This window comes from Labrenzia sp. CP4 (assembly GCF_001579905.1).
Lineage (GTDB): Bacteria > Pseudomonadota > Alphaproteobacteria > Rhizobiales > Stappiaceae > Roseibium > Roseibium algicola.
The window spans coordinates 5,695,475-5,714,395 of the sequence record NZ_CP011927.1 but is presented as its reverse complement, the minus strand read 5'-3'; the positions used below and the strand labels follow the sequence as shown (position 1 = coordinate 5,714,395).

21 protein-coding genes are annotated in these 18,921 nt (G+C 60.2%); 14 read left to right on the top strand and 7 right to left on the bottom strand.

Going from position 1 to position 18,921, the window contains the following annotated elements:
* Nucleotides 1–566: 566 nt before the first annotated feature.
* From rpsT to mutM, 3 genes are all read right to left on the bottom strand, one after another.
* Nucleotides 567–833, bottom strand: coding sequence for a 30S ribosomal protein S20 (gene rpsT, locus ACP90_RS26280; RefSeq protein ID WP_022999146.1), 267 nt, complete (start codon nucleotides 831–833; stop codon nucleotides 567–569).
* A 175-nt stretch (nucleotides 834–1,008) separates the two neighbouring features.
* Nucleotides 1,009–1,782: an enoyl-CoA hydratase gene (locus tag ACP90_RS26275; protein ID WP_062490942.1), complete on the bottom strand. Its 774-nt coding sequence runs from the start codon at nucleotides 1,780–1,782 to the stop codon at nucleotides 1,009–1,011.
* 155 nt (nucleotides 1,783–1,937) lie between these two features.
* A complete protein-coding gene (mutM, locus tag ACP90_RS26270; protein WP_062490941.1) occupies nucleotides 1,938–2,831 on the bottom strand; it encodes a bifunctional DNA-formamidopyrimidine glycosylase/DNA-(apurinic or apyrimidinic site) lyase in 894 nt (297 codons plus the stop codon).
* Nucleotides 2,832–3,072: 241 nt separating this feature from the next.
* Between mutM and ubiE the strand changes: the two genes are divergently transcribed.
* The gene (gene ubiE / locus ACP90_RS26260; protein ID WP_022999142.1) at nucleotides 3,073–3,876 is read left to right on the top strand and encodes a bifunctional demethylmenaquinone methyltransferase/2-methoxy-6-polyprenyl-1,4-benzoquinol methylase UbiE; all 804 of its coding nucleotides are present in this window, start codon (nucleotides 3,073–3,075) and stop codon (nucleotides 3,874–3,876) included.
* A gap of 3 nt (nucleotides 3,877–3,879) precedes the next feature.
* Nucleotides 3,880–5,460 carry a 2-polyprenylphenol 6-hydroxylase gene (gene ubiB / locus ACP90_RS26255; protein WP_062490940.1) on the top strand — a complete coding sequence of 527 codons (1,581 nt, stop codon included), beginning with the start codon at nucleotides 3,880–3,882 and terminating at the stop codon, nucleotides 5,458–5,460.
* A gap of 23 nt (nucleotides 5,461–5,483) precedes the next feature.
* Here the strand turns inward: ubiB and ACP90_RS26250 are convergent, their stop codons facing one another.
* The gene (locus tag ACP90_RS26250; RefSeq protein WP_062490938.1) at nucleotides 5,484–6,104 is read right to left on the bottom strand and encodes a GntR family transcriptional regulator; all 621 of its coding nucleotides are present in this window, start codon (nucleotides 6,102–6,104) and stop codon (nucleotides 5,484–5,486) included.
* A gap of 81 nt (nucleotides 6,105–6,185) precedes the next feature.
* Here ACP90_RS26250 and ACP90_RS26245 point away from each other — a divergent pair, with 81 nt between their 5' ends.
* On the top strand, nucleotides 6,186–6,656 hold the full coding sequence (locus ACP90_RS26245) for an OsmC family protein (protein ID WP_062490935.1): 471 nt from the start codon (nucleotides 6,186–6,188) through the stop codon (nucleotides 6,654–6,656).
* 61 nt (nucleotides 6,657–6,717) lie between these two features.
* Here the strand turns inward: ACP90_RS26245 and ACP90_RS26240 are convergent, their stop codons facing one another.
* From ACP90_RS26240 to ACP90_RS26230, 3 genes are all read right to left on the bottom strand, one after another.
* Complete coding sequence (locus ACP90_RS26240; protein ID WP_062490933.1) at nucleotides 6,718–7,029, bottom strand: hypothetical protein; 312 nt, start codon at nucleotides 7,027–7,029, stop codon at nucleotides 6,718–6,720.
* A gap of 97 nt (nucleotides 7,030–7,126) precedes the next feature.
* Nucleotides 7,127–7,750 (bottom strand): alpha-ketoglutarate-dependent dioxygenase AlkB, encoded by a 624-nt coding sequence (locus tag ACP90_RS26235; RefSeq protein WP_062490931.1) that lies wholly within the window; start codon nucleotides 7,748–7,750, stop codon nucleotides 7,127–7,129.
* A 19-nt stretch (nucleotides 7,751–7,769) separates the two neighbouring features.
* Entirely contained in the window at nucleotides 7,770–8,603 is an 834-nt protein-coding gene (locus ACP90_RS26230; RefSeq protein ID WP_062490929.1) for a hypothetical protein, read from the bottom strand.
* 355 nt (nucleotides 8,604–8,958) lie between these two features.
* Between ACP90_RS26230 and dnaK the strand changes: the two genes are divergently transcribed.
* The 11 genes from dnaK to rimI all read left to right on the top strand — a co-directional run bounded on the left by dnaK (nucleotide 8,959) and on the right by rimI (nucleotide 18,886).
* Nucleotides 8,959–10,881, top strand: a complete 1,923-nt coding sequence (dnaK, locus tag ACP90_RS26225; RefSeq protein ID WP_022999135.1) for a molecular chaperone DnaK — start codon at nucleotides 8,959–8,961, stop codon at nucleotides 10,879–10,881.
* 162 nt (nucleotides 10,882–11,043) lie between these two features.
* The gene (dnaJ, locus tag ACP90_RS26220; RefSeq protein WP_022999133.1) at nucleotides 11,044–12,174 is read left to right on the top strand and encodes a molecular chaperone DnaJ; all 1,131 of its coding nucleotides are present in this window, start codon (nucleotides 11,044–11,046) and stop codon (nucleotides 12,172–12,174) included.
* Between the two features lie 105 nt (nucleotides 12,175–12,279).
* On the top strand, nucleotides 12,280–12,942 hold the full coding sequence (locus ACP90_RS26215; protein ID WP_082809860.1) for an rRNA adenine N-6-methyltransferase family protein: 663 nt from the start codon (nucleotides 12,280–12,282) through the stop codon (nucleotides 12,940–12,942).
* A 125-nt stretch (nucleotides 12,943–13,067) separates the two neighbouring features.
* Nucleotides 13,068–13,643, top strand: coding sequence for an NAD(P)H-dependent oxidoreductase (locus tag ACP90_RS26210; protein ID WP_055657064.1), 576 nt, complete (start codon nucleotides 13,068–13,070; stop codon nucleotides 13,641–13,643).
* A gap of 174 nt (nucleotides 13,644–13,817) precedes the next feature.
* Nucleotides 13,818–14,378: an ATP-dependent protease subunit HslV gene (gene hslV, locus ACP90_RS26205; RefSeq protein WP_006935406.1), complete on the top strand. Its 561-nt coding sequence runs from the start codon at nucleotides 13,818–13,820 to the stop codon at nucleotides 14,376–14,378.
* Between the two features lie 6 nt (nucleotides 14,379–14,384).
* Complete coding sequence (locus ACP90_RS26200) at nucleotides 14,385–14,903, top strand: GNAT family N-acetyltransferase (protein ID WP_062490927.1); 519 nt, start codon at nucleotides 14,385–14,387, stop codon at nucleotides 14,901–14,903.
* A gap of 3 nt (nucleotides 14,904–14,906) precedes the next feature.
* Complete coding sequence (hslU, locus tag ACP90_RS26195; protein WP_062490925.1) at nucleotides 14,907–16,211, top strand: ATP-dependent protease ATPase subunit HslU; 1,305 nt, start codon at nucleotides 14,907–14,909, stop codon at nucleotides 16,209–16,211.
* Between the two features lie 89 nt (nucleotides 16,212–16,300).
* Nucleotides 16,301–16,795: a universal stress protein gene (locus ACP90_RS26190; RefSeq protein WP_031268712.1), complete on the top strand. Its 495-nt coding sequence runs from the start codon at nucleotides 16,301–16,303 to the stop codon at nucleotides 16,793–16,795.
* Between the two features lie 190 nt (nucleotides 16,796–16,985).
* The gene (locus ACP90_RS26185; protein ID WP_031268711.1) at nucleotides 16,986–17,543 is read left to right on the top strand and encodes a NifU family protein; all 558 of its coding nucleotides are present in this window, start codon (nucleotides 16,986–16,988) and stop codon (nucleotides 17,541–17,543) included.
* Between the two features lie 180 nt (nucleotides 17,544–17,723).
* A complete protein-coding gene (gene tsaB, locus ACP90_RS26180; protein WP_062492022.1) occupies nucleotides 17,724–18,401 on the top strand; it encodes a tRNA (adenosine(37)-N6)-threonylcarbamoyltransferase complex dimerization subunit type 1 TsaB in 678 nt (225 codons plus the stop codon).
* Nucleotides 18,398–18,886, top strand: coding sequence for a ribosomal protein S18-alanine N-acetyltransferase (gene rimI / locus ACP90_RS26175; RefSeq protein ID WP_022999124.1), 489 nt, complete (start codon nucleotides 18,398–18,400; stop codon nucleotides 18,884–18,886). Before tsaB ends, rimI begins: the two co-directional genes overlap by 4 nt.
* Nucleotides 18,887–18,921: the final 35 nt, after the last annotated feature.

The following is an 18,921-nucleotide window of genomic DNA, read 5'->3' as shown; positions in this document are numbered from 1 at the left end:
CAGGCTAAATGCCCGAGTGTTCGAATACGCTAACGTATTCATTCCGTGAACTGGATTTGATGTGCTCAGCGATGGTCCGGTTTAACTTTTTCATTGTTTTCCAAGCACCGTCTTTAAGTTGGTCGCTGGTCTTACCCGCCAGCCGTATTGTTAATATACAGACCGCGACCGAAGGGGCAACAGCGGGTTTTTGCGAATGGCGGAAAGTGCCGGTTTCTCCCCCCGCGTCACTGTGTTTTTGGCCCCTGCTGGCGAGCGAGCAAATGTGTTTTACCGCAATGACTTTTCGCTCTGAAGCGCCCTGTCACATTTCAAAAACAACAATTTCAAAAAAAATTTCGGAACTGATAGCTTGACTCGTATCGAATCCGGATTGATCGCCTTCTCTCAATGGTACATGTGCGTAAATATCTGAAAAATAAACGTTTTTCCTGACACTATTATACTCGGTAGAAATTGCAATATTGCGCGTATGAGTTGTCAAATTTCGTCATCCACAAAATTGCGTGGCTAAAAAAAACCCGGCACTGTGGCCGGGTCTTTTTAACGGTCGTATGACGGGTCGGTTACGCGCTGAGTGCCTTGATACGGGCATTGAGGCGGGAAACCTTCCGGGAGGCCGTGTTGGCATGCATCGTGCCTTTGCCGGCAGCGCGCATGATTTCCGGCTGCGCAACCTTGAAGGCTTCGTTTGCAGCGGCCTGATCGCCGGAAGCAATTGCTTCCTCAACCTTGCGCAGGAACGTGCGCACGCGGCTGCGACGGTCTTTGTTCGTGGCCGTCCGGCGGGCAATCTTGCGGGCCGCCTTCTTGGCCGATGGTGTGTTGGCCATGGGCTCTATCCTGATCGGTAATTGGGACTAGTGTCCGGTGGCGATCGGGACAAGGGAGCCAAAGCTGCAAGACCCGATCAAAAAACAACGGCGGCGGAAAACCGCCACCGATTGGGCGCTGCTTATAATCGCGCTTTCGGACGCCGTCAACGGCTTTATCGTTGAACGCCGTAGTTTATTTGTTCCGGAACTGCGGCGTACGTTTCTCGGTGAAGGCGCTCATGCCTTCGTTCTGGTCTTCCAGGGCAAAGAGGGCCTGGAACACGCGCCGTTCGAAGCGAACGCCTTCCGACAGGGTGGTTTCATAGGCCCGGTCGACACTTTCCTTGGCCATCATGACGACCGGCAGAGAGAAATCGGCGATCTTTTCAGCGGCCTTCAGCGCTTCTTCAAGCAGGTCGTCCGCCGGCACGATGCGGCTGACGAGACCGCTGCGCTCGGCTTCTTCCGCGTCCATCATGCGGCCGGTCAGGACCATTTCCATGGCTTTGGACTTGCCGACGAACCGCGTCAGACGCTGAGTGCCGCCAGCGCCCGGAATAACGCCGAGCGTGATTTCCGGCTGGCCAAACTTGGCCGTGTCCGCGGCGATGATGAAGTCGCACAGCATGGCCAGCTCGCAGCCGCCGCCAAGCGCATAACCCGCCACGGCGGCGATGATCGGCTTGCGGTTGCGCGAAACCCGGTCGAAGGGCGTGATCAGGTCCGTCTGATAGGCGGACGAAAAATTGTGCGGCTGCATTTCCTTGATGTCGGCACCGGCGGCAAAGGCCTTTTCCGAGCCGGTGATGACGATACAGCCGATCCGCTCGTCCGCATCGAACCCGTCAAGCGCCGTGCCGAGTTCGGCAATCAGGGCCGAATTGAGTGCATTCAAGGCTTTCGGCCGGTCCAGAGTGATCAGACCGACTTTTCCGCGTTTTTCGACGCGGATGTTCTCATATCCCATGTTGCCCGCTCCCAGTGCTGGAAACCGCGGCGGGCCGGATGACCAGGTCTTTTTCGAGCCCGGCTCCTGGTGCCTGCGGTTTCCTGGACGTGTACTTCACCGGCAATGCCTACCCGAGGTCGGGCGGGTCTGGCAAGCTTGACCGATAGGACAAGTCAGCTCTGGCAGGCCGGGCAGTGGAAGGTTGACCGGTTGGACTGGACCAGCCGGGCGACGGTACCCTTGCAGCCTGGTGTCCGGCAGGCCTCGCCTTCGCGGTCGTAGACGGCAAACGAGTGCTGAAAGTAGCCAAGTGTGCCGTCCGCCTGGGTGTGATCGCGCAGCGAGGACCCGCCCGCCCGGATGGCGTCTTCCAGGGTGGCGCGGATATTGGCGGCCAGTTCTTCCGCCTTTTTTGTCGGCTTGCCTGTTTTCGTCACCAGCGTGTCGGCAGCCCGTTCCGGGCTGAGCCCGGTGCGCCAGAGCGCTTCGCACACATATATGTTGCCAAGGCCCGCAATCAGTTTCTGGTTGAGCAGGGCCGCCTTCAGCGGTGTCTTCCGGCCATTGAAAAGCCGCGCCAGTGTTTCGCCGCCCAGGTCGTTGCCGAGAGGCTCCAGGCCGAGCTCACGGAAAAAGGGATGGTCTGCGAGCAAGGGACGGGCAATGAGATCCATGAAGCCGAACCGGCGCGGGTCGTTGTAGACGATCCGGGCTCGCCCGCCGTCAACGGTCTCCAGATGGAAGACGACGTGGTCGTGTTTCGGGTCCTTGCTGCGCGCATGGGCAAAGGCGCCTGGCGTATCCGCGGAAAGATCGTTTTCGATCCGGAACGATCCAGACATGCCAAGGTGCATGACCAGCACATCGCCGCTGTCGACATCGCCCAACAGGTATTTCGACCGGCGAGACAGCACGGTCAGCCTTCGTCCGGTCAATCGGTCGGCGAAACCGTCCGGAAAAGGAAAGCGCAGGTCCGGCCGGTTCTGGTCGACCTTGGCAATCAGAGCCCCTTCGAAAGTGGGGGCAAGGCCGCGCTTGACGGTTTCGACTTCCGGGAGTTCGGGCATGAGGGGTCTGGTATCCGCTGTCATGGCAGGCTATAGGCCTGCGGCATATGGTTTTTGGTGGCCGGCACAGATAGCGCTCGCCAATGGCTTGTACTATGGTCCGGCGCACTTTGAAGATAGTTTCGAAACGGCAATCCGCCAGCTCTTTCAACAGGTGGCTTGTCCAACGGGTAAGAAGTGATCGAACCCGCCGCCGCCTGGCAGTCTTGTCGCGGCGCGGGGTGATCTTGGAGGCGCTTTCATGACGCAACAGGCACAGGGGCATTCGGCCAGGTCGAACCGCGCACCGGAAGAAATGCCGACCAGTTTCGGCTTCACCAAGGTTGCCGAAGGGCAAAAGCAGGCACTGGTGGACGATGTGTTTCACAAGGTTGCCGAGCGCTACGACCTCATGAACGACCTCATGTCCGGCGGCCTTCACCGGGTCTGGAAGGATGCCATGGTCTCGTTCCTGGCACCGCCCAAGACAGCTGCCTCCAACTGGCGGCTGCTGGATGTGGCCGGCGGAACCGGCGATATCGCCACCCGCGTGGTTCGCCGGTCCAACGACACGGCCCGTGCCGTGGTGTGCGACATCAACGAAAGCATGCTCGGCGTCGGCCGCGACCGGGCCGAAAAGGCAGGTCTGTCGGATCTCATCACCTTCAGCCAGGGCAATGCCGAGGAGCTGCCGTTTCCCGACAAGAGTTTCGATGCCTATACGATCGCATTCGGCATTCGCAACGTGCCGGATATTCCCAAGGCGCTGCGGGAAGCGCGCAGGGTTCTGAAACGGGGTGGCCGCTTCATGTGTCTGGAGTTCTCCGAAGTCGACGTGCCGATGCTCGACAAGGTCTATGACACCTTTTCCTTCAACGCGATCCCGGCCATGGGCCGCTGGGTGACAGGGGACGGTGACCCTTACAAGTATCTGGTGGAATCGATCCGCAATTTCCCGAACCAGGAACGTTTTGCGGACATGATCCGCGAAGCCGGGTTCGAGCGTGTCGGCTACCGCAACTACTCCGGCGGTATCGCCGCCCTGCATTACGGCTGGAAACTCTGATACATGGCCCTTCCCGTGATGCCTTTTCTCCGCCTGGCGCGGGCGGGTTTCGTGATGGCGCGCGAGGGCGTTTTCGGCCTCGTTTCGCTTCCGGACCTGCCGGCCGGGCCTCGGTTTGCCATTGCCATGGCGCGGCTTCTGGAGCGTCGGTCGGTTCGCAACAAGCGGGCAGACCTTCGCCTGTCCGACGCGCTGAACAAGCTTGGGCCGTCCTATGTGAAGCTTGGCCAGTTCCTGGCGACCCGGGCCGATGTGGTCGGCAAGGAAGCCGCACGCGAACTGTCAGCCCTTCAGGACCGGTTGCCGGCGTTCGATCATGATGCGGCCTGCGCCGCGGTAGCCGAGCAGCTTGGCAAGCCGCTCGATGAGGTCTTCGTGTCCTTCGGCGAAGCCGTTGCCGCTGCCTCGATTGCCCAGGTTCATCCGGCCGTGATCCTCGATCAGGACGGCACGGAGCGAAAGGTTGCGGTCAAGGTGCTGCGGCCGGGCGTTTCCCGCCGCTTCCAGCGCGATCTCGAAAGCTACTACCTCGTCGCCCGCCTGGCCGAACGGTTCCATCCGCCCTCGCGGCGCCTTCGGCCGGTTGCGGTCGTGGATACGCTGGCCCAGTCGGTCGCGATGGAAATGGACTTCCGTCTGGAGGCCGCGGCGCTGTCGGAAATGGCCGAGAACACCGCTGAAGATCCGGGATTCCGCGTTCCGGCTGTCGAGTGGCTGCGCACCGCCAAGGGCGTGTTGACCATGGAATGGATCGACGGCCGCAAGATGTCGGACGTCGAGGGCCTCAAGGAAGATGGCCATGACCTGGAAGCGCTGGGGGCTGCCGTCATCCAGAGCTTCCTGCGCCACACACTGCGCGACGGCTTCTTTCATGCAGACATGCACCAGGGCAATCTCTTCGTTGAGCCCGACGGCACCCTGGTTGCCGTCGACTTCGGCATCATCGGCCGTCTCAACAAGCGCGAACGCCGGTTCCTGGCAGAAATCCTGTTCGGCTTCATCACCCGCAACTACCGACGGGTGGCGGAGGTGCATTTCGAGGCCGGCTATGTGCCCGCGCATCAGGATGTCGACATGTTCGCCCAGGCGATCCGTGCCATCGGCGAGCCGATCCACGGTCACGATGCCAGCGAAATCTCCATGGCCCGCCTGCTGACCCAGCTGTTCGAAGTGACGGAACTCTTCGAGATGAGCACCCAGACCCAGCTGATCATGTTGCAGAAGACCATGGTCGTGGTCGAAGGCGTGGCGCGTTCGCTCAATCCCAATCTCGACATGTGGCGGACGGCGGAACCTGTTGTCGGCACCTGGATCAAGGACAACCTTGGTCCGGTCGGCAAACTGCGTGATGCCGGTGATGCGCTGTCGGCACTGGCGCGCATCGCCAACGACATGCCGCTCTTTGCCGACAGGATCGGTCGGATGTCGGAAGAGCTGGAAAGGATGACACAGGGCGGCCTCAGGTTCGACGACGAGACCGCAGAAGCAATTGGCCGTGCAGAGGCACGTCACACCCGCTCGGGGCGGGTTGCCTTGTGGGTCATTGCCGCCTGCGCGGTCGTGGCGACCTACATGCTTTTCTGAGGCTCGGCTGGCACTCTGAAGGTTCAGCCGGGCATTGCTTGCAGCAATGTCTGTCGCGCGTCCGCGATATGGCGGGCCAGAATGTCTGCCGCCTGGTCCCCCGCGCGTGACTTCATCGCTGCCACCAGGTCTTCATGGTCCTTCAGCCACCTGTCGGTGAGTGTCGGCAGGACGCCGTAGCCGGCAATATGAATGCGGCAGGTCCGTCGAAGATCCTCGATCATTGCCAGCTCTCTTGGGCGTCTTGCAGGCATGTAAAGGCTCTTGTGAAAGGCCCAGTCGCCGTCGGCCCAACTGTTGGTTGCCGCGTCGATGCTGGAGTGGGCAAGGGCTGCTCCAATCTTCGCAAGATCGTCTGCTTCCAGCCGCCGGATTGATTGCCGCAGGCAATCGGTCTCCAGAAGCACGCGCAGATGGTAGACCTCATCAATCTCCGCGTGGGTAAGACTGATCACTCGAGCCCGTCGATTGCGCTCAAGGTCGATCAGGCCCCGGGCGGCCATCAGCTGCAGGGCATCGCGCACGGGAATGCGACTGACCGAAAAGCGAGCAGCAAGCTCTCCCTGTTTCAGTTCCTCACCCGGCCGGAAGATCCCGGAGACGATATCGGTTTCGAGCGTGGCTGCGATTTTTTCTGCGGACATGGCGCCTCCCGAAATTTCAATAGAGCCTTGACAGCAGCCTGTAAATCAAAAATGTATAAATGTATACATTTCGGAGGAAGCATGAGCAAAGAGCACGGCTACACATCCCTCATCCACTGGACGGGAAACCGGGGCGAGGGGACGAAGAGTTACAGGTCCTATGACCGAACCTGGGAGATACGAACGGCTGGAAAGCCTCCGGTCTCCTGTTCGAACGACCCGCTACTGGGCGGAAATCCCACGCTCCATAATCCGGAGGACTTGCTCCTGTCCTCCCTGGCGAGCTGCCATATGCTCTGGTACCTGCATCTGGCAAGCGATGCTGGCATTGCCGTCATGGGATACGAGGACGCGCCGGAAGCGACGGGGGAAACCGAGCCCTCGGGTGCTGGCCGTTTTCTGCGCGCTGTGCTGAAGCCGGTCATCACCGTGCCCAAGGGCACGGACCTGGCAACGGCCGATGCGATCCACCACGAGATCCACAAGGTCTGCTTCATCGCCCGCTCGGTAAATTTTCCGGTGAGCTTCGAGGCGACTTATCGTGAAGCCTGATGGCGTATGCCGAAAGGCCGCAGAAGAAGCCCATTTTCAAGCAAACCCGGAGGTTGGAAACCTATCTGTTCTGCTTTTTGTGGGCAGCGCTCTGCCTGCGTGCCTTGCCGCCACGAGGCAAGTGTTCCCGTTGTGCAAGCAGTCGCTTCACTTCTTCAAAGGCGGTTGACCAAAGTTCAGTATTCTTGAAGGCAATCAGTCCGGCTTGCTCGACCGCATTGCGCTCCTCAAGCAGCCAGTCGCTGGCTTCAAATGTGGCGTGCAAGCTTCTCAAGCGCTTCAAGCGGCTGAGAAGCCTGCCGGTATGCATCTTTTCCAATTCCTCGATTGATACCGGCTTGAGCGTCTTCAAATGAGCGATGTTCACGTTCATGAATTTGTGCCTTCAAGACAATCAGCGGTGCAATCCGGACTTCCTGGCAGAACGATAAAAACCGTCTCGAGTTGGCTGACTGGTTGATCCCGCATTTCTATTCCGCCGTGACCCGCCGAAGGGTCAGGTTGATCCGGCCGCCGTTTTTCAAAAGCGTCGAAGTTCCCTTTAACACGCGGTCGATACCGTGAAAGACCAGTCGAGCCTCACCGCCAAGTACGACGACATCACCGGATTGAAGGCGGAAGGATTTGGTCGGATCCTTCCTGTTCACGCCGCCAACACGGAAGGTCGCAGTGTCTCCGAGGGAAATCGAGACGACCGGGGCTTCGAACATCTGTTCATCCCTGTCCTGGTGCAGGCCCATGCGGGCGTTGGGATCATAGAAATTGATCAGGCAGGCTTCGGGTGGTGGCGCCGTGCCGGCAACTTCCTTCCAAAGGTGCGTCAAGGCATCCGGCATGGCCGGCCATGGCCGGCCGGTTTCGGGGTGCGCGGGCTGGTAGCGATAGCCTTGGATATCCGACACCCAGCCGAGCGGCCCGCAGTTGCTCATGCGCACCGAAAAGGGCTTTCCGGTTTTCGGCATCACCGGCTGAAACAAGGGCGCTTCGGCGACGATCGCACGAATATGTGCCAGGAGCTGTTCCTGGCCCTCGCGGTCGAAATAACCCGGCAGATAGTAAAGCCCGCTCAGGCCGTTTATGGGAATTTCCTGCATGGTCAATTTTCGCCGGTCGTCAGTCGCCCCCACCGCAACCGCTGCAGCCGGAGCTGCCACCGCCGCCTCCGTCACCGCTGCTGCTGGTGCCGCAGCCTGAACTGCATCCGGAAGAATTTCCACCGGTCGATTTCTTGAAGAGGATGATCAGCACTACGGCGATGATGAACAGGGAAATAAGGAATTCGGCCGTGTGCATGGTGGCCCAGTGCCAGACCATGTTGCGCAGTCGCTCGATGAGGGTATCGCCTTGCGCCTCGCCATGGGCAAAGGCCAGCCTGGTGCCCAGAAGCAGTGACATGACGGCCAGCAGGGCGCAGTGGACGGCGGTGGGCGCATTCGCAACCTTCCCGGCCAGTCTTGCGAGCTGGTTCGGCCAGTCCGGCTTGCGGATGATCCACACATCCTGCGCATTCACGCGGACAAAGCCCGGCGCCTTGCCGAACCGGATTTCCTCCGGTGGCCAGATGTCCACAGGCGGGTCGCCGAATTCCGACCGGTAGAGCCGGAGCGTTCTTGCATAGGCCTGCCGGAACCGGACTTCCTGTTCCGGGCCGCCTTTTGTCGGCATGTGATGCAGCGGACCTTCGAGCGCTTCCTTGAATGGGCCCCAGTAATGTCTGGTGTAGGTCAGGTGCAGATGCCAGGCCTGGTCCACTTCGTCGCTCGGCGTCACGATGCCTTCACCAAGCCGGCTGAGATAGGCAAACCGCAGATATTCGACAACGACCCGTCCCGCAAAGCTTTTGCTCCAGCCATTGTCTCGGGCAAGGCGCGCGGAGAACGGGAAATCCGCTTCCACATCGTCCGGGTGGCAGGCTTGAAGCCGATTCCAGAGGCTGGGATCTCGCAATTCGGGTCTCCTTTCCGCGTTGCCATTGCGGTGACGGGGCGATGTTAACCGTATTGTCTGCAAGGTTTGAGCAAAACCTCGCCTCCATGTGCCGATTGCATGTGGAATTCGCAAAGCTGACAATGCTGGTAACGATCTGGGAAGAAATATCGGCGAAGAACGGAAGGTCTGTGAAATGTCAGTGGACAGATGTCTTGCAGGCAAAGTTTCATCCACCTATATAGCGGTCAAGCTTCGCGCCAAATCATGAGCCTAGCGTTCTGGCGCGATGTCCGGGGGAACCCGGAACCCAACTGAGAGGAGCCGGAATGACGCCTTTTTGGGTCTATCCGGTTTGCTAGAAAGAGAGGCAGATATGGCAAAGGTCATTGGTATCGACCTCGGCACGACGAACTCGTGCGTCGCCGTCATGGACGGCAAGGATTCCAAGGTAATTGAAAACGCAGAAGGCGCCCGCACCACCCCGTCGATGGTGGCCTTCTCCGACGATGGCGAGCGTCTCGTCGGCCAGCCGGCAAAACGCCAGGCGGTCACGAACCCGACCAACACCCTTTTTGCAGTCAAGCGCCTGATCGGTCGCCGGTACAGCGATCCGACCGTCGACAAGGACAAGAAGCTTGTCCCGTTCGAAATCGTCAAGGCCGACAATGGCGACGCATGGGTGGAAGCCAACGGCGACAAATACTCCCCGTCCCAGGTGTCCGCTTTCATCCTTCAGAAGATGAAGGAAACCGCAGAGAGCTATCTCGGCGAAAAAGTGACCCAGGCGGTCATCACCGTTCCGGCATACTTCAACGACGCGCAGCGCCAGGCAACCAAGGATGCCGGCAAGATCGCGGGTCTTGAAGTCCTGCGCATCATCAACGAGCCGACGGCAGCAGCGCTTGCCTACGGTCTCGACAAGAACGACGGCAAAACCATCGCGGTCTACGACCTTGGTGGCGGTACGTTCGACGTTTCCGTCCTGGAAATCGGCGACGGTGTCTTCGAAGTGAAGTCCACCAACGGCGACACCTTCCTCGGCGGTGAAGACTTCGACATGGTTCTCGTCGACTACCTCGCGTCCGAGTTCAAGAAGGACCAGGGCATCGACCTGAAGAACGACAAGCTGGCCCTGCAGCGCCTGAAGGAAGCTGCGGAAAAGGCGAAGATCGAACTGTCGTCCTCTTCCCAGACCGAAATCAACCTGCCGTTCATCACGGCGGACGCTTCCGGTCCGAAGCACCTGACGCTGAAACTCACCCGCGCCAAGTTCGAGTCGCTGGTTGAGGATCTGGTCAAGCGCACCATCGAGCCGATGAAAGCCGCTCTGAAGGACGCAGGTCTTGCTCCCGGTGAAATCGACGAAGTGGTTCTGGTCGGCGGCATGACCCGCATGCCGAAGATCCAGGAAACCGTGAAGACCTTCTTCGGCAAGGATCCGCACAAGGGTGTGAACCCGGACGAAGTCGTGGCCATGGGCGCTGCGATCCAGGCCGGCGTTCTGCAGGGCGACGTCAAGGACGTTCTGCTGCTCGACGTGACCCCGCTGTCGCTCGGCATCGAAACGCTTGGCGGTGTCTTCACCCGTCTGATCGACCGCAATACGACGATCCCGACCAAGAAGAGCCAGGTGTTCTCGACCGCTGAAGACAATCAGACGGCCGTGACCATCCGTGTCTTCCAGGGTGAGCGCGAAATGGCTGCGGACAACAAGATCCTCGGTCAGTTCGACCTGGTCGGCCTGCCGCCGGCACCGCGCGGCGTTCCGCAGATCGAAGTCACCTTCGACATCGACGCCAACGGTATCGTCAACGTGTCCGCGAAGGACAAGGGCACCGGCAAGGAACAGCAGATCCGCATCCAGGCCTCCGGCGGCCTCAGCGACAGCGACATCGACCAGATGATCAAGGACGCTGAATCCCACGCCGATGAGGACAAGAAGCGGAAGGAACTGGTGGAAGCCAAGAACCAGGGCGAATCCCTGGTCCATTCCACCGACAAGTCCCTGAAGGACTATGGCGACAAGGTTTCCGAGGACGACAAGTCCGCGATCGAGACCGCGCTTGCCTCCCTGAAGTCTGCTCTTGAAGGTGAAGACCTGGAAGACATCAAGGCCAAGACCCAGGCTCTGGCAGAAGCTTCCATGAAACTTGGCGAAGCCATGTATCAGGCAGCTCAGGCTGACGCCCAGGCAGAAGACGGCGAGGAAGCCGATCCGAAAGCCAAGGCCGAAGACGATGTCGTTGATGCGGATTTTGAAGAAGTCAAAGAAGACGACGACAAAAAATCCGCATAACCGAAAAATATCAGCCAGCCGGGTTTCGGCTGGCTGGTCCAATCCTGGCGCCGGTCGCTCGACTGCCTGATGAAAGGGCACTTGTGCGCGGCGCCTTCGCCGTAATTGGCGCCGGCATTTGCCAGGCCGCCAGCGGTGCAACAACAAGACCGGAAGATCTTGATGTCGAAACGTGATTTCTATGAGGTGCTGGGTGTTTCGCGTGAGGCGGACGAAAAAGCGCTGAAAAGCGCCTACCGCAAGATGGCCATGCAATTTCACCCGGACCGCAATCCGGGCGACGAGGCCGCCGAAGCCAAGTTCAAGGAAGTCAACGAGGCCTATGACACGCTGAAGGACAGCCAGAAGCGTGCGGCCTATGACCGTTTCGGCCATGCGGCCTTCGAAAACGGTGGTTTTGGCGGCGGCGGTGCCGGTGCCCACGACTTTTCCTCCACCATGTCCGATATCTTCGAGGAATTCTTCGGCATGGGTGGCGGCGGTGGCCGCCGGTCGGGCGGACGCGAGCGCGGTGCGGACCTGCGCTACAATCTGGATATCACGCTGGAGGATGCCTTCACCGGAAAGACGGTGGAGATAGAGGTTCCCACCAGCGTTACCTGCGACGACTGCTCCGGTTCGGGCGCAAAGCCCGGAACCAGCCCGACGACCTGCCGCACCTGTGGCGGGGCAGGCCGTGTGCGTGCCGCGCAGGGCTTCTTCACGCTGGAACGCACCTGTCCAAGCTGTCAGGGACGCGGCCAGGTGATTACCGATCCGTGCGAAAGCTGTAGCGGCTCCGGACGCAAGACCCAGGAGCGCACGCTGTCGGTCAACATTCCGGCCGGTATCGAGGACGGAACTCGTATTCGGCTGGCAGGTGAAGGTGAAGCAGGCGTGCGCGGTGGCCCCGCGGGCGATCTCTATATCTTCCTCTCCATAAGGCCGCACGAGCTTTTCCAGCGCGACGGCGCCGATCTTTACTGCCGCGTGCCGATTTCCATGTCGACCGCGACCCTGGGTGGTCAGTTCGACGTGCCGACGGTCGAAGGGTCTACCAGCCGCGTGAAGGTGCCCGAAGGCACTCAGACCGGAAAGCAGTTCCGGTTGCGCGGCAAGGGCATGCCCATCATGCGTTCCAGCCAGCACGGCGACATGTATATTCAGGTCACGGTCGAAACACCGACCAATCTGACCCGACGCCAACGTGAGCTTCTGGCGGAATTCGAGAAGGAATCCTCCGGTGAAAACCACCCGGAATCGGCTGGGTTTTTCTCCAAGGTGAAGGATTTCATCGATAATCTCGGTGCATAAGCAGTCTGCAAAGGGTGACGTATGCGTGCAATATGTGCGCTTGCCCATGGCATCTTATTGCAATCACTCCTATATTCCCCGCATGGGGGATGTGAGTGAGGAAAGATGCTGAAACGCAATAGCTCGCGCCGGGAAGCTTTTCGGGAAAAGCTTGAGAAGGCAAGTGCCGTTCGGGCGAAGGTGCTCGATGAAGTCAAATTCATCCGTTCCTGGGCTCAGAACCCGCTTCGAACCGGTGCCGTCGCCCCTTCCGGGCCAGAGCTCGCCGCCAAGATGGCGTCCTTTCTGACACCGCGTCCCCATTCAAGGGTTGTGGAACTCGGGCCGGGAACCGGCGTCGTCACGAAGGCGATTCTGGACCGTGGATTTTCCTCCCAGCAGCTCAGGCTCATCGAGTATTGCCCGGAATTTTGCGAACTGCTGACCCGCAGATACCCCGGCCTGAAAATTGTCCAGGGTGATGCCTACGCCCTTGGCGCCACCCTTTCGCGCGCCGGCGATACGCTGTCGGCTGCGGAAGACCAGCGTCATTCGCTTGACGGCATCGTCTCGTCCCTGCCGCTGCTGACGCGACCGGAAACGGTCCGCAAGGCGCTGCTGGCGGAAGCTCTGGAAATTCTGAAACCGGGCGCGCCCTTCATCCAGTTTTCCTACGGGCTGGTCGCTCCGGTGAAGCTGGACAACCGCTCTGTCTCCGTCTTCAGTTCGGACTGGGTCTGGAAAAACCTGCCTCCGGCACGCGTCTGGGTTTACCGCAAGGCCCATTGAGGGCTCAGACGGCAGGGGACAGCGGGCAGGAAGCACTCCCATTTCCCGAAAAGCGCCCTAAACTTGCTCTCAGGCGGTTCATCGCGGTGCTACGCGCGAGCCGGACATTTGTAGGGTAGGTTCTGATGCGCAATCCGAAGATCCTCGTTTGCTCGGGCTCGGTCCGAAGCGGTTCCTTCAACGGCAGACTGACGGCGCTGGCCGCCAAGAAACTTGCGATCCTGGATGCTCAGGTGACGCATCTGTCGCTGAAGGACTATCCGTTGCCGATCTACGACGGCGATCTGGAGGATACGAATGGCGTTCCTGAAAATGCCAGGAAACTCAAACGCTTGTTCCTGGCGCAGGATGGTATTTTTCTGTCCTGTCCGGAATACAACGCCGGCATCTCGCCGCTGCTGAAAAACACCCTGGACTGGATCAGCCGCGTGAAGGAACCGGGCGATCCCTACAAGACCAAGGTCTTTGCGCTCGGTGCAGCTTCGACCGGCGCGTTCGGCGGCATGCGCGGTCTGATCGGCATGCGCACCATTCTGGAAGTCGGCCTTGGAGCAATGGTCCTGCCGCAGATGGTGGCCGTACCCAAGGCGGCGGGCGCGTTTGACGACAAGGGCGAACTTTCCGATGAACGGGCAGGCGGCCAGCTCGACAAGCTGGTGGACGCACTTTTGCGGGCAACCCGGATCGAGATGTCGCACTGAGGCTTCGAATTGCCGGCAGAAATCGCCCTGAAAATGTGTGTCTTGAGCCGATTTCGGCCGGCTTCATAACCCGGCTCAACAAGGCCGCATCCCATTGACTGCTTGGAAATACCGGATTTGCCGCCTACATAGGGCGGCAGACAAGATGACCATGAAGATTGCCAAGAGGATTGAATGAGCGAAACGCGCGAACCGGCCCAGTGGCACGGTACGACGATCATGATGGTGCGCAAGGGTGGCAAGGTGGTGATCGCCGGTGACGGCCAGGTCTCCCTCGGCCAGACCGTGATCAAGCACACCGCCCGCAAGGTACGCCTGCTGGCCAAGGGTGAGGTTATTGCCGGTTTTGCCGGCGCAACCGCCGATGCCTTCACCCTGTTCGAGCGCCTTGAAGCGAAGCTGGAACAGTACCCCGGCCAGCTGATGCGCGCCTGCGTGGAACTTGCCAAGGACTGGCGGACCGACCGCTATCTGCGCCGGCTGGAAGCGATGATGCTGGTGGCCGACAAGAACGTGTCGCTGGTGCTGACCGGTACCGGCGACGTTCTGGAGCCCGAAGGGGGTGTCATGGGTATCGGTTCTGGCGGCAACTATGCACTTGCGGCCGGACGTGCCCTGGCAGATACCGACTATGACGCAGAAACCATAGCCCGCAAGGCGATGGCGGTTGCAGCCGAAATCTGCGTTTACACGAACGCCAGCGTGACGGTCGAGTCGCTGGATACGGCCGAGTAAGGGCCGATGATTTCGTTTCGCCCCGTCACCGCCGACGATTTGCCCATGCTGGCGAATTGGTTGGCGCGGCCGCACTGGCGGCAATGGTGGGGCGATCCGGACGAAGAGTTGAGCAACATCCGGGACATGGTCGAAGGCAGGGATACGACCCGGCCCTTCATCTTCCAGGAAGACGGTATCGACAAGGGCTATATCCAGGTCTGGTTTGTCGGCGATCAGCAGGGAAGCGCATTTGCGGCGGATTATCCCTGGCTGGAGCGGCTGCCGGCCGAGGCCGTCGGTGTCGACCTCTCGATTGCATTCGAGGAAGATCTGTCCCGGGGACTTGGAACAAGAACTTTGCAGGCGTTTGTCCGCCAGTTGCGCGAGGAGGGTCACGAGCGGATCATCATCGATCCGGATCCGGCCAATCTCAGGGCCCTGAAGGCTTATCGCAAGGCGGGCTTTCAGGAGATCGAAGCGCTTCTGGGACGCACCGGCGACTGCCTGCTGATGGAACTCGTAAGTAAAGAAGGCGTGTCTTAAACAATGTCCGATTTTTCTCCGCGTGAGATCGTTTCCGAACTCGACCGCTACATCGTCGGCCAGAAAGATGCCAAGCGCGCGGTCGCAATTGCATTGCGCAACCGCTGGCGCCGCCAGCAGCTGCAAGGCCAGATGCGCGAGGAAGTTCTGCCGAAGAACATCCTGATGATCGGCCCGACAGGCGTCGGCAAGACCGAGATTTCCCGCCGTCTGGCAAAGCTGGCAAATGCCCCCTTCACCAAGGTGGAAGCCACCAAGTTCACAGAGGTCGGCTATGTCGGCCGCGACGTGGAGCAGATTGTCCGTGATCTGGTGGAAGCCAGCATTACGCTGGTGCGTGACCAGAAGCGCGAAGCGGTGAAGGCAAAGGCACACATGCTGGCCGAGGAACGCGTGCTGGATGCGCTGGTCGGCAAGAACGCAAGCCCGGCAACCCGGGACAGCTTCCGCACCAAGCTGCGCAACGGCGAGATGGACGAGAAGGAAATCGAGGTCGAGGTCCGGGCCCAGGCACAGATGCCGAGCTTTGATCTGCCGGGCATGCCGGGTGCCAGCGTCGGGGTGATGAATGTCTCCGATCTACTGGGTAAGGCGTTCGGCGGCCAGACCAAGACCAAACGCACCACCGTTCGCGACAGCTACCAGCTCCTGATCAACGAGGAATCCGACAAACTGCTCGACGACGACAAGGTGGTGGAAGAGGCAATCTCACTTGTCGAGAATTCCGGCATCGTCTTCCTGGACGAGATCGACAAGATCTGTGCCCGTGAAGGCCGTGCGGGAGCCGATGTCTCTCGTGAAGGCGTGCAGCGTGACCTGCTGCCGCTGATCGAAGGCACGGTCGTCTCCACCAAGCACGGACCGGTCAAGACCGACCACATCCTGTTCATCGCTTCCGGTGCATTCCACGTCGCCAAGCCTTCGGACCTTTTGCCGGAGCTGCAGGGCCGCCTGCCGATCCGGGTCGAGCTGCGTGCGCTCGACAAGGACGATTTCCGCGCGATCCTGACCGAACCGGAAGCCAGCCTCATCAAGCAGTATGTGGCGCTGATGGAAACGGAAAAGGTCACGCTGAACTTTACAGAGGATGCCATCGACGAGATCGCCTCGATTGCGGTTGATCTCAATGCCTCTGTCGAGAACATCGGTGCCCGCCGCCTGCAGACGGTGATGGAGCGCATTCTCGACGAGATTTCTTTCACGGCGCCGGACCGTCCGGGTGAAGAGGTGGAGATCACGGGCAAATTCGTTCGCGACAACATCGGCGACCTTGCCAAGAACGTCGACCTGTCGAAGTTCATCCTCTAGGAGGCATGCGGAAAGACACCGGTTGAGCGCTCCGTGCGCGGCGATTTCGCCGCTTGCGGAGTGCGCGGACCGGTGGCAGCATGCGGCCCATGGTAGCTATCAGAAAAAGCAACGAGGAAGGCCACCGCCGGAAGTTTCTGGTCGTGGTCGACGAGACGCCCGAATGTGACCGGGCGATCGTATATGCCGCAAAACGGGCGGCCCGGACCGGCGGCGTCGTGACGCTGGTCTTCATCATTGCGCCTGGCGACTTCCAGCATTGGCTGGGGGTTGAAGACATCATGCGGGCGGAAGCCCAGGAAGAAGCCGAGGCGGCGCTTGCGAAAGCCGCCGAGCGCGTGCGGTCCGTTGCCCGTACCGAACCGGAATCGGTGGTGCGGGAAGGGACAAAGGCCGAGGAGATCATGGAGCTGATCGAGGCGGATGCCGACATCGCGATCCTGATCCTGGCGGCCAGCACGGGCTCTGAAGGGCCGGGACCTCTGGTGTCGTCGATCGCCGGAAAATCCGCGGGAACCTTCCCCATTCCGGTGACGATCGTGCCGGGTAACCTGGATGATGATTCCATCGCCGCTCTGGCTTGACGAGCGATCGCAGGGCTGCCGGATTCAAGAAGACGGCTTGACCAGGCAGGATCTGCACCTATCTAGTTTTTAACGGTTCCAAACTGCCGAGAGATACGTTAGAAACATTCATCGGCGTTTTGCGATGGAGGTGAGGCGCAAAACGAAGCCGGCAACATGGGCGCGACCTGAAGCGCAAGGACGAGACAAGATGTTCATTCAAACCGAAGCCACTCCCAATCCGGCGACACTGAAATTCCTGCCGGGACGGGTTGTCCTGCCGGAGGGAACCTACGATTTCCGCTCCAGGACCGACGCCGGGGTGTCGCCTCTTGCACAGAAACTGTTTGACGTGCCGGGCGTGGTGGCGGTCTTCTTCGGCCACGACTTCGTGACCGTGACCAAGGACGAAACCGACTGGCAGCACATGAAACCCGCCATCCTGGGCGTGATCATGGAGCAGTTCATGTCCGGACAGCCGGTCATGGCTACCAGCGAAGCGGAAAATATCGAGGAAGGAGAATTCTTCGAGGCAGGTGACGCGGACACTGTCAGCACCATCAAGGAACTCCTGGAAACGCGGGTGCGTCCGGCTGTGGCGCAGGATGGTGGCGACATCACCTTCAAGGGCTTCAAGGAAGGCGTGGTCTATCTGTCCATGCGCGGTGCCTGCGCCGGCTGCCCGTCATCCACGGCAACACTGCAGCACGGCATCCAGAACCTGCTGCGTCACTTCGTTCCGGAAGTCGAGGAAGTCCGCCCGATCTGATCGGAGCATTCCTGAAGAATTTCAAAGGCCCGGCCTCTTGTCCGGGCCTTTAATATTTTCGACTCCCATTCTTTGTGGAAGGCAAGCCCCCCTTTGGACTTAGGTCCAAAGCCCCGCTCGACTCGCGGGCCGGGGCGGGGTAGTGGCATGTGGGACACGAAAACCATGAGCCAAACCGGAATGCGCGTCCTCGCCATCGATACAGCCCTTGCCAATTGCGCCGCCGCCGTTCTCGACGACGGTGTCGAAACCGCGTGTTTCGAGGCGTGCGGCGAGGAGATCGGCCGCGGCCATGCCGAGAAGCTGATGGACATGATCGGTGAGGTCATGGCCGAGTCGTCCACCACCTTTTCCGAGCTCGACCGCGTTGCCGTGACCATCGGACCCGGCAGCTTTACCGGCCTTCGCGTCGGACTGGCGGTTGCCCGCGGCTTTGGTCTCGTGCTCGGAAAGCCGGTTGTCGGCGTAACGACACTGGCAGCCATTGCCCGTTCCGCCGTACCAGGGGATGACGGCGGTCCCGTGCTGGTGGCACTGACGGGAAAGGCAGACGAGGTCTACTGCCAGCTTTATCATGCGTCCGGCACCGCTGCCGATGAAGCCGGTGTCCGTACCATCGCAGATCTTGCGGCGAACTTGCCCAAGGACATAAGATTGGCAGGATCGGCATCGGAAAAAATCGCGAGGGAGCTTGGACTTCCGGAAAGCGCGATATTGTCCCGCAGCACTTTCCCGGGTATTCGGGATGTCGCGGAACTGGGGATCTCCGCCGATCCTTCGAGGTCATCCCCTTCGCCACTCTATTTGCGGCCGCCCGATGCGACGCCGCAAACGAAGGGAAGGATAGAACGGCAATGAGTTTTTGGTGGTTCTGGACCCAGCCGCCGGTGATAGAAGAGGCGCTGGACGAGGATCTACCGAAGATTGCCGACATCCACGCGCTTTGTTTCAAGCACAAATGGAATACGGACGAGCTTGCACGGATGAAAGCGCACGCGGGAACGATGTTTCTGGTGGCACGCCGGGCGAGCCCCTATGGCACGCGCGCACCGCTTGGTTTCCTGATCGTGCGCACCGTTGCCGATGAAGCCGAAGTCATCACCATTGCGGTTCACCCGCGCCAGCGCGGCCGTGGCATCGGCAAGAAGCTGATGGAAGCCGGCCTGTTCCGGCTATACGGTGAACGTTGCAAACATCTTTTTCTGGAAGTGGACGCAGCCAACGAACCGGCTCTGCTGCTGTATCGGGCGCTCGGCTTCAAGGAAGTCGGCAGCCGCAAAGGCTATTACAGCGACAGTGGAGGAGACGGCACCGCGCTTGTCATGCGCGTCGATCTTGGTTAAGCGCTGTAGCGGAAACGGATACGGTATCGGAAACA

Bases quoted from the DNA above. Each gene is read 5' to 3' on its own strand.
- rpsT (WP_022999146.1), bottom strand. From the start codon at position 833: ATGGCCAACACACCATCGGCCAAGAAGGCGGCCCGCAAGATTGCCCGC.
- ACP90_RS26275 (WP_062490942.1), bottom strand. From the start codon at position 1,782: ATGGGATATGAGAACATCCGCGTCGAAAAACGCGGAAAAGTCGGTCTG.
- mutM (WP_062490941.1), bottom strand. From the start codon at position 2,831: ATGCCCGAACTCCCGGAAGTCGAAACCGTCAAGCGCGGCCTTGCCCCC.
- ubiE (WP_022999142.1), top strand. From the start codon at position 3,073: ATGACGCAACAGGCACAGGGGCATTCGGCCAGGTCGAACCGCGCACCG.
- ubiB (WP_062490940.1), top strand. From the start codon at position 3,880: ATGGCCCTTCCCGTGATGCCTTTTCTCCGCCTGGCGCGGGCGGGTTTC.
- ACP90_RS26250 (WP_062490938.1), bottom strand. From the start codon at position 6,104: ATGTCCGCAGAAAAAATCGCAGCCACGCTCGAAACCGATATCGTCTCC.
- ACP90_RS26245 (WP_062490935.1), top strand. From the start codon at position 6,186: ATGAGCAAAGAGCACGGCTACACATCCCTCATCCACTGGACGGGAAAC.
- ACP90_RS26240 (WP_062490933.1), bottom strand. From the start codon at position 7,029: ATGAACGTGAACATCGCTCATTTGAAGACGCTCAAGCCGGTATCAATC.
- ACP90_RS26235 (WP_062490931.1), bottom strand. From the start codon at position 7,750: ATGCAGGAAATTCCCATAAACGGCCTGAGCGGGCTTTACTATCTGCCG.
- dnaK (WP_022999135.1), top strand. From the start codon at position 8,959: ATGGCAAAGGTCATTGGTATCGACCTCGGCACGACGAACTCGTGCGTC.
- dnaJ (WP_022999133.1), top strand. From the start codon at position 11,044: ATGTCGAAACGTGATTTCTATGAGGTGCTGGGTGTTTCGCGTGAGGCG.
- ACP90_RS26215 (WP_082809860.1), top strand. From the start codon at position 12,280: ATGCTGAAACGCAATAGCTCGCGCCGGGAAGCTTTTCGGGAAAAGCTT.
- ACP90_RS26210 (WP_055657064.1), top strand. From the start codon at position 13,068: ATGCGCAATCCGAAGATCCTCGTTTGCTCGGGCTCGGTCCGAAGCGGT.
- hslV (WP_006935406.1), top strand. From the start codon at position 13,818: ATGAGCGAAACGCGCGAACCGGCCCAGTGGCACGGTACGACGATCATG.
- ACP90_RS26200 (WP_062490927.1), top strand. From the start codon at position 14,385: ATGATTTCGTTTCGCCCCGTCACCGCCGACGATTTGCCCATGCTGGCG.
- hslU (WP_062490925.1), top strand. From the start codon at position 14,907: ATGTCCGATTTTTCTCCGCGTGAGATCGTTTCCGAACTCGACCGCTAC.
- ACP90_RS26190 (WP_031268712.1), top strand. From the start codon at position 16,301: ATGGTAGCTATCAGAAAAAGCAACGAGGAAGGCCACCGCCGGAAGTTT.
- ACP90_RS26185 (WP_031268711.1), top strand. From the start codon at position 16,986: ATGTTCATTCAAACCGAAGCCACTCCCAATCCGGCGACACTGAAATTC.
- tsaB (WP_062492022.1), top strand. From the start codon at position 17,724: ATGCGCGTCCTCGCCATCGATACAGCCCTTGCCAATTGCGCCGCCGCC.
- rimI (WP_022999124.1), top strand. From the start codon at position 18,398: ATGAGTTTTTGGTGGTTCTGGACCCAGCCGCCGGTGATAGAAGAGGCG.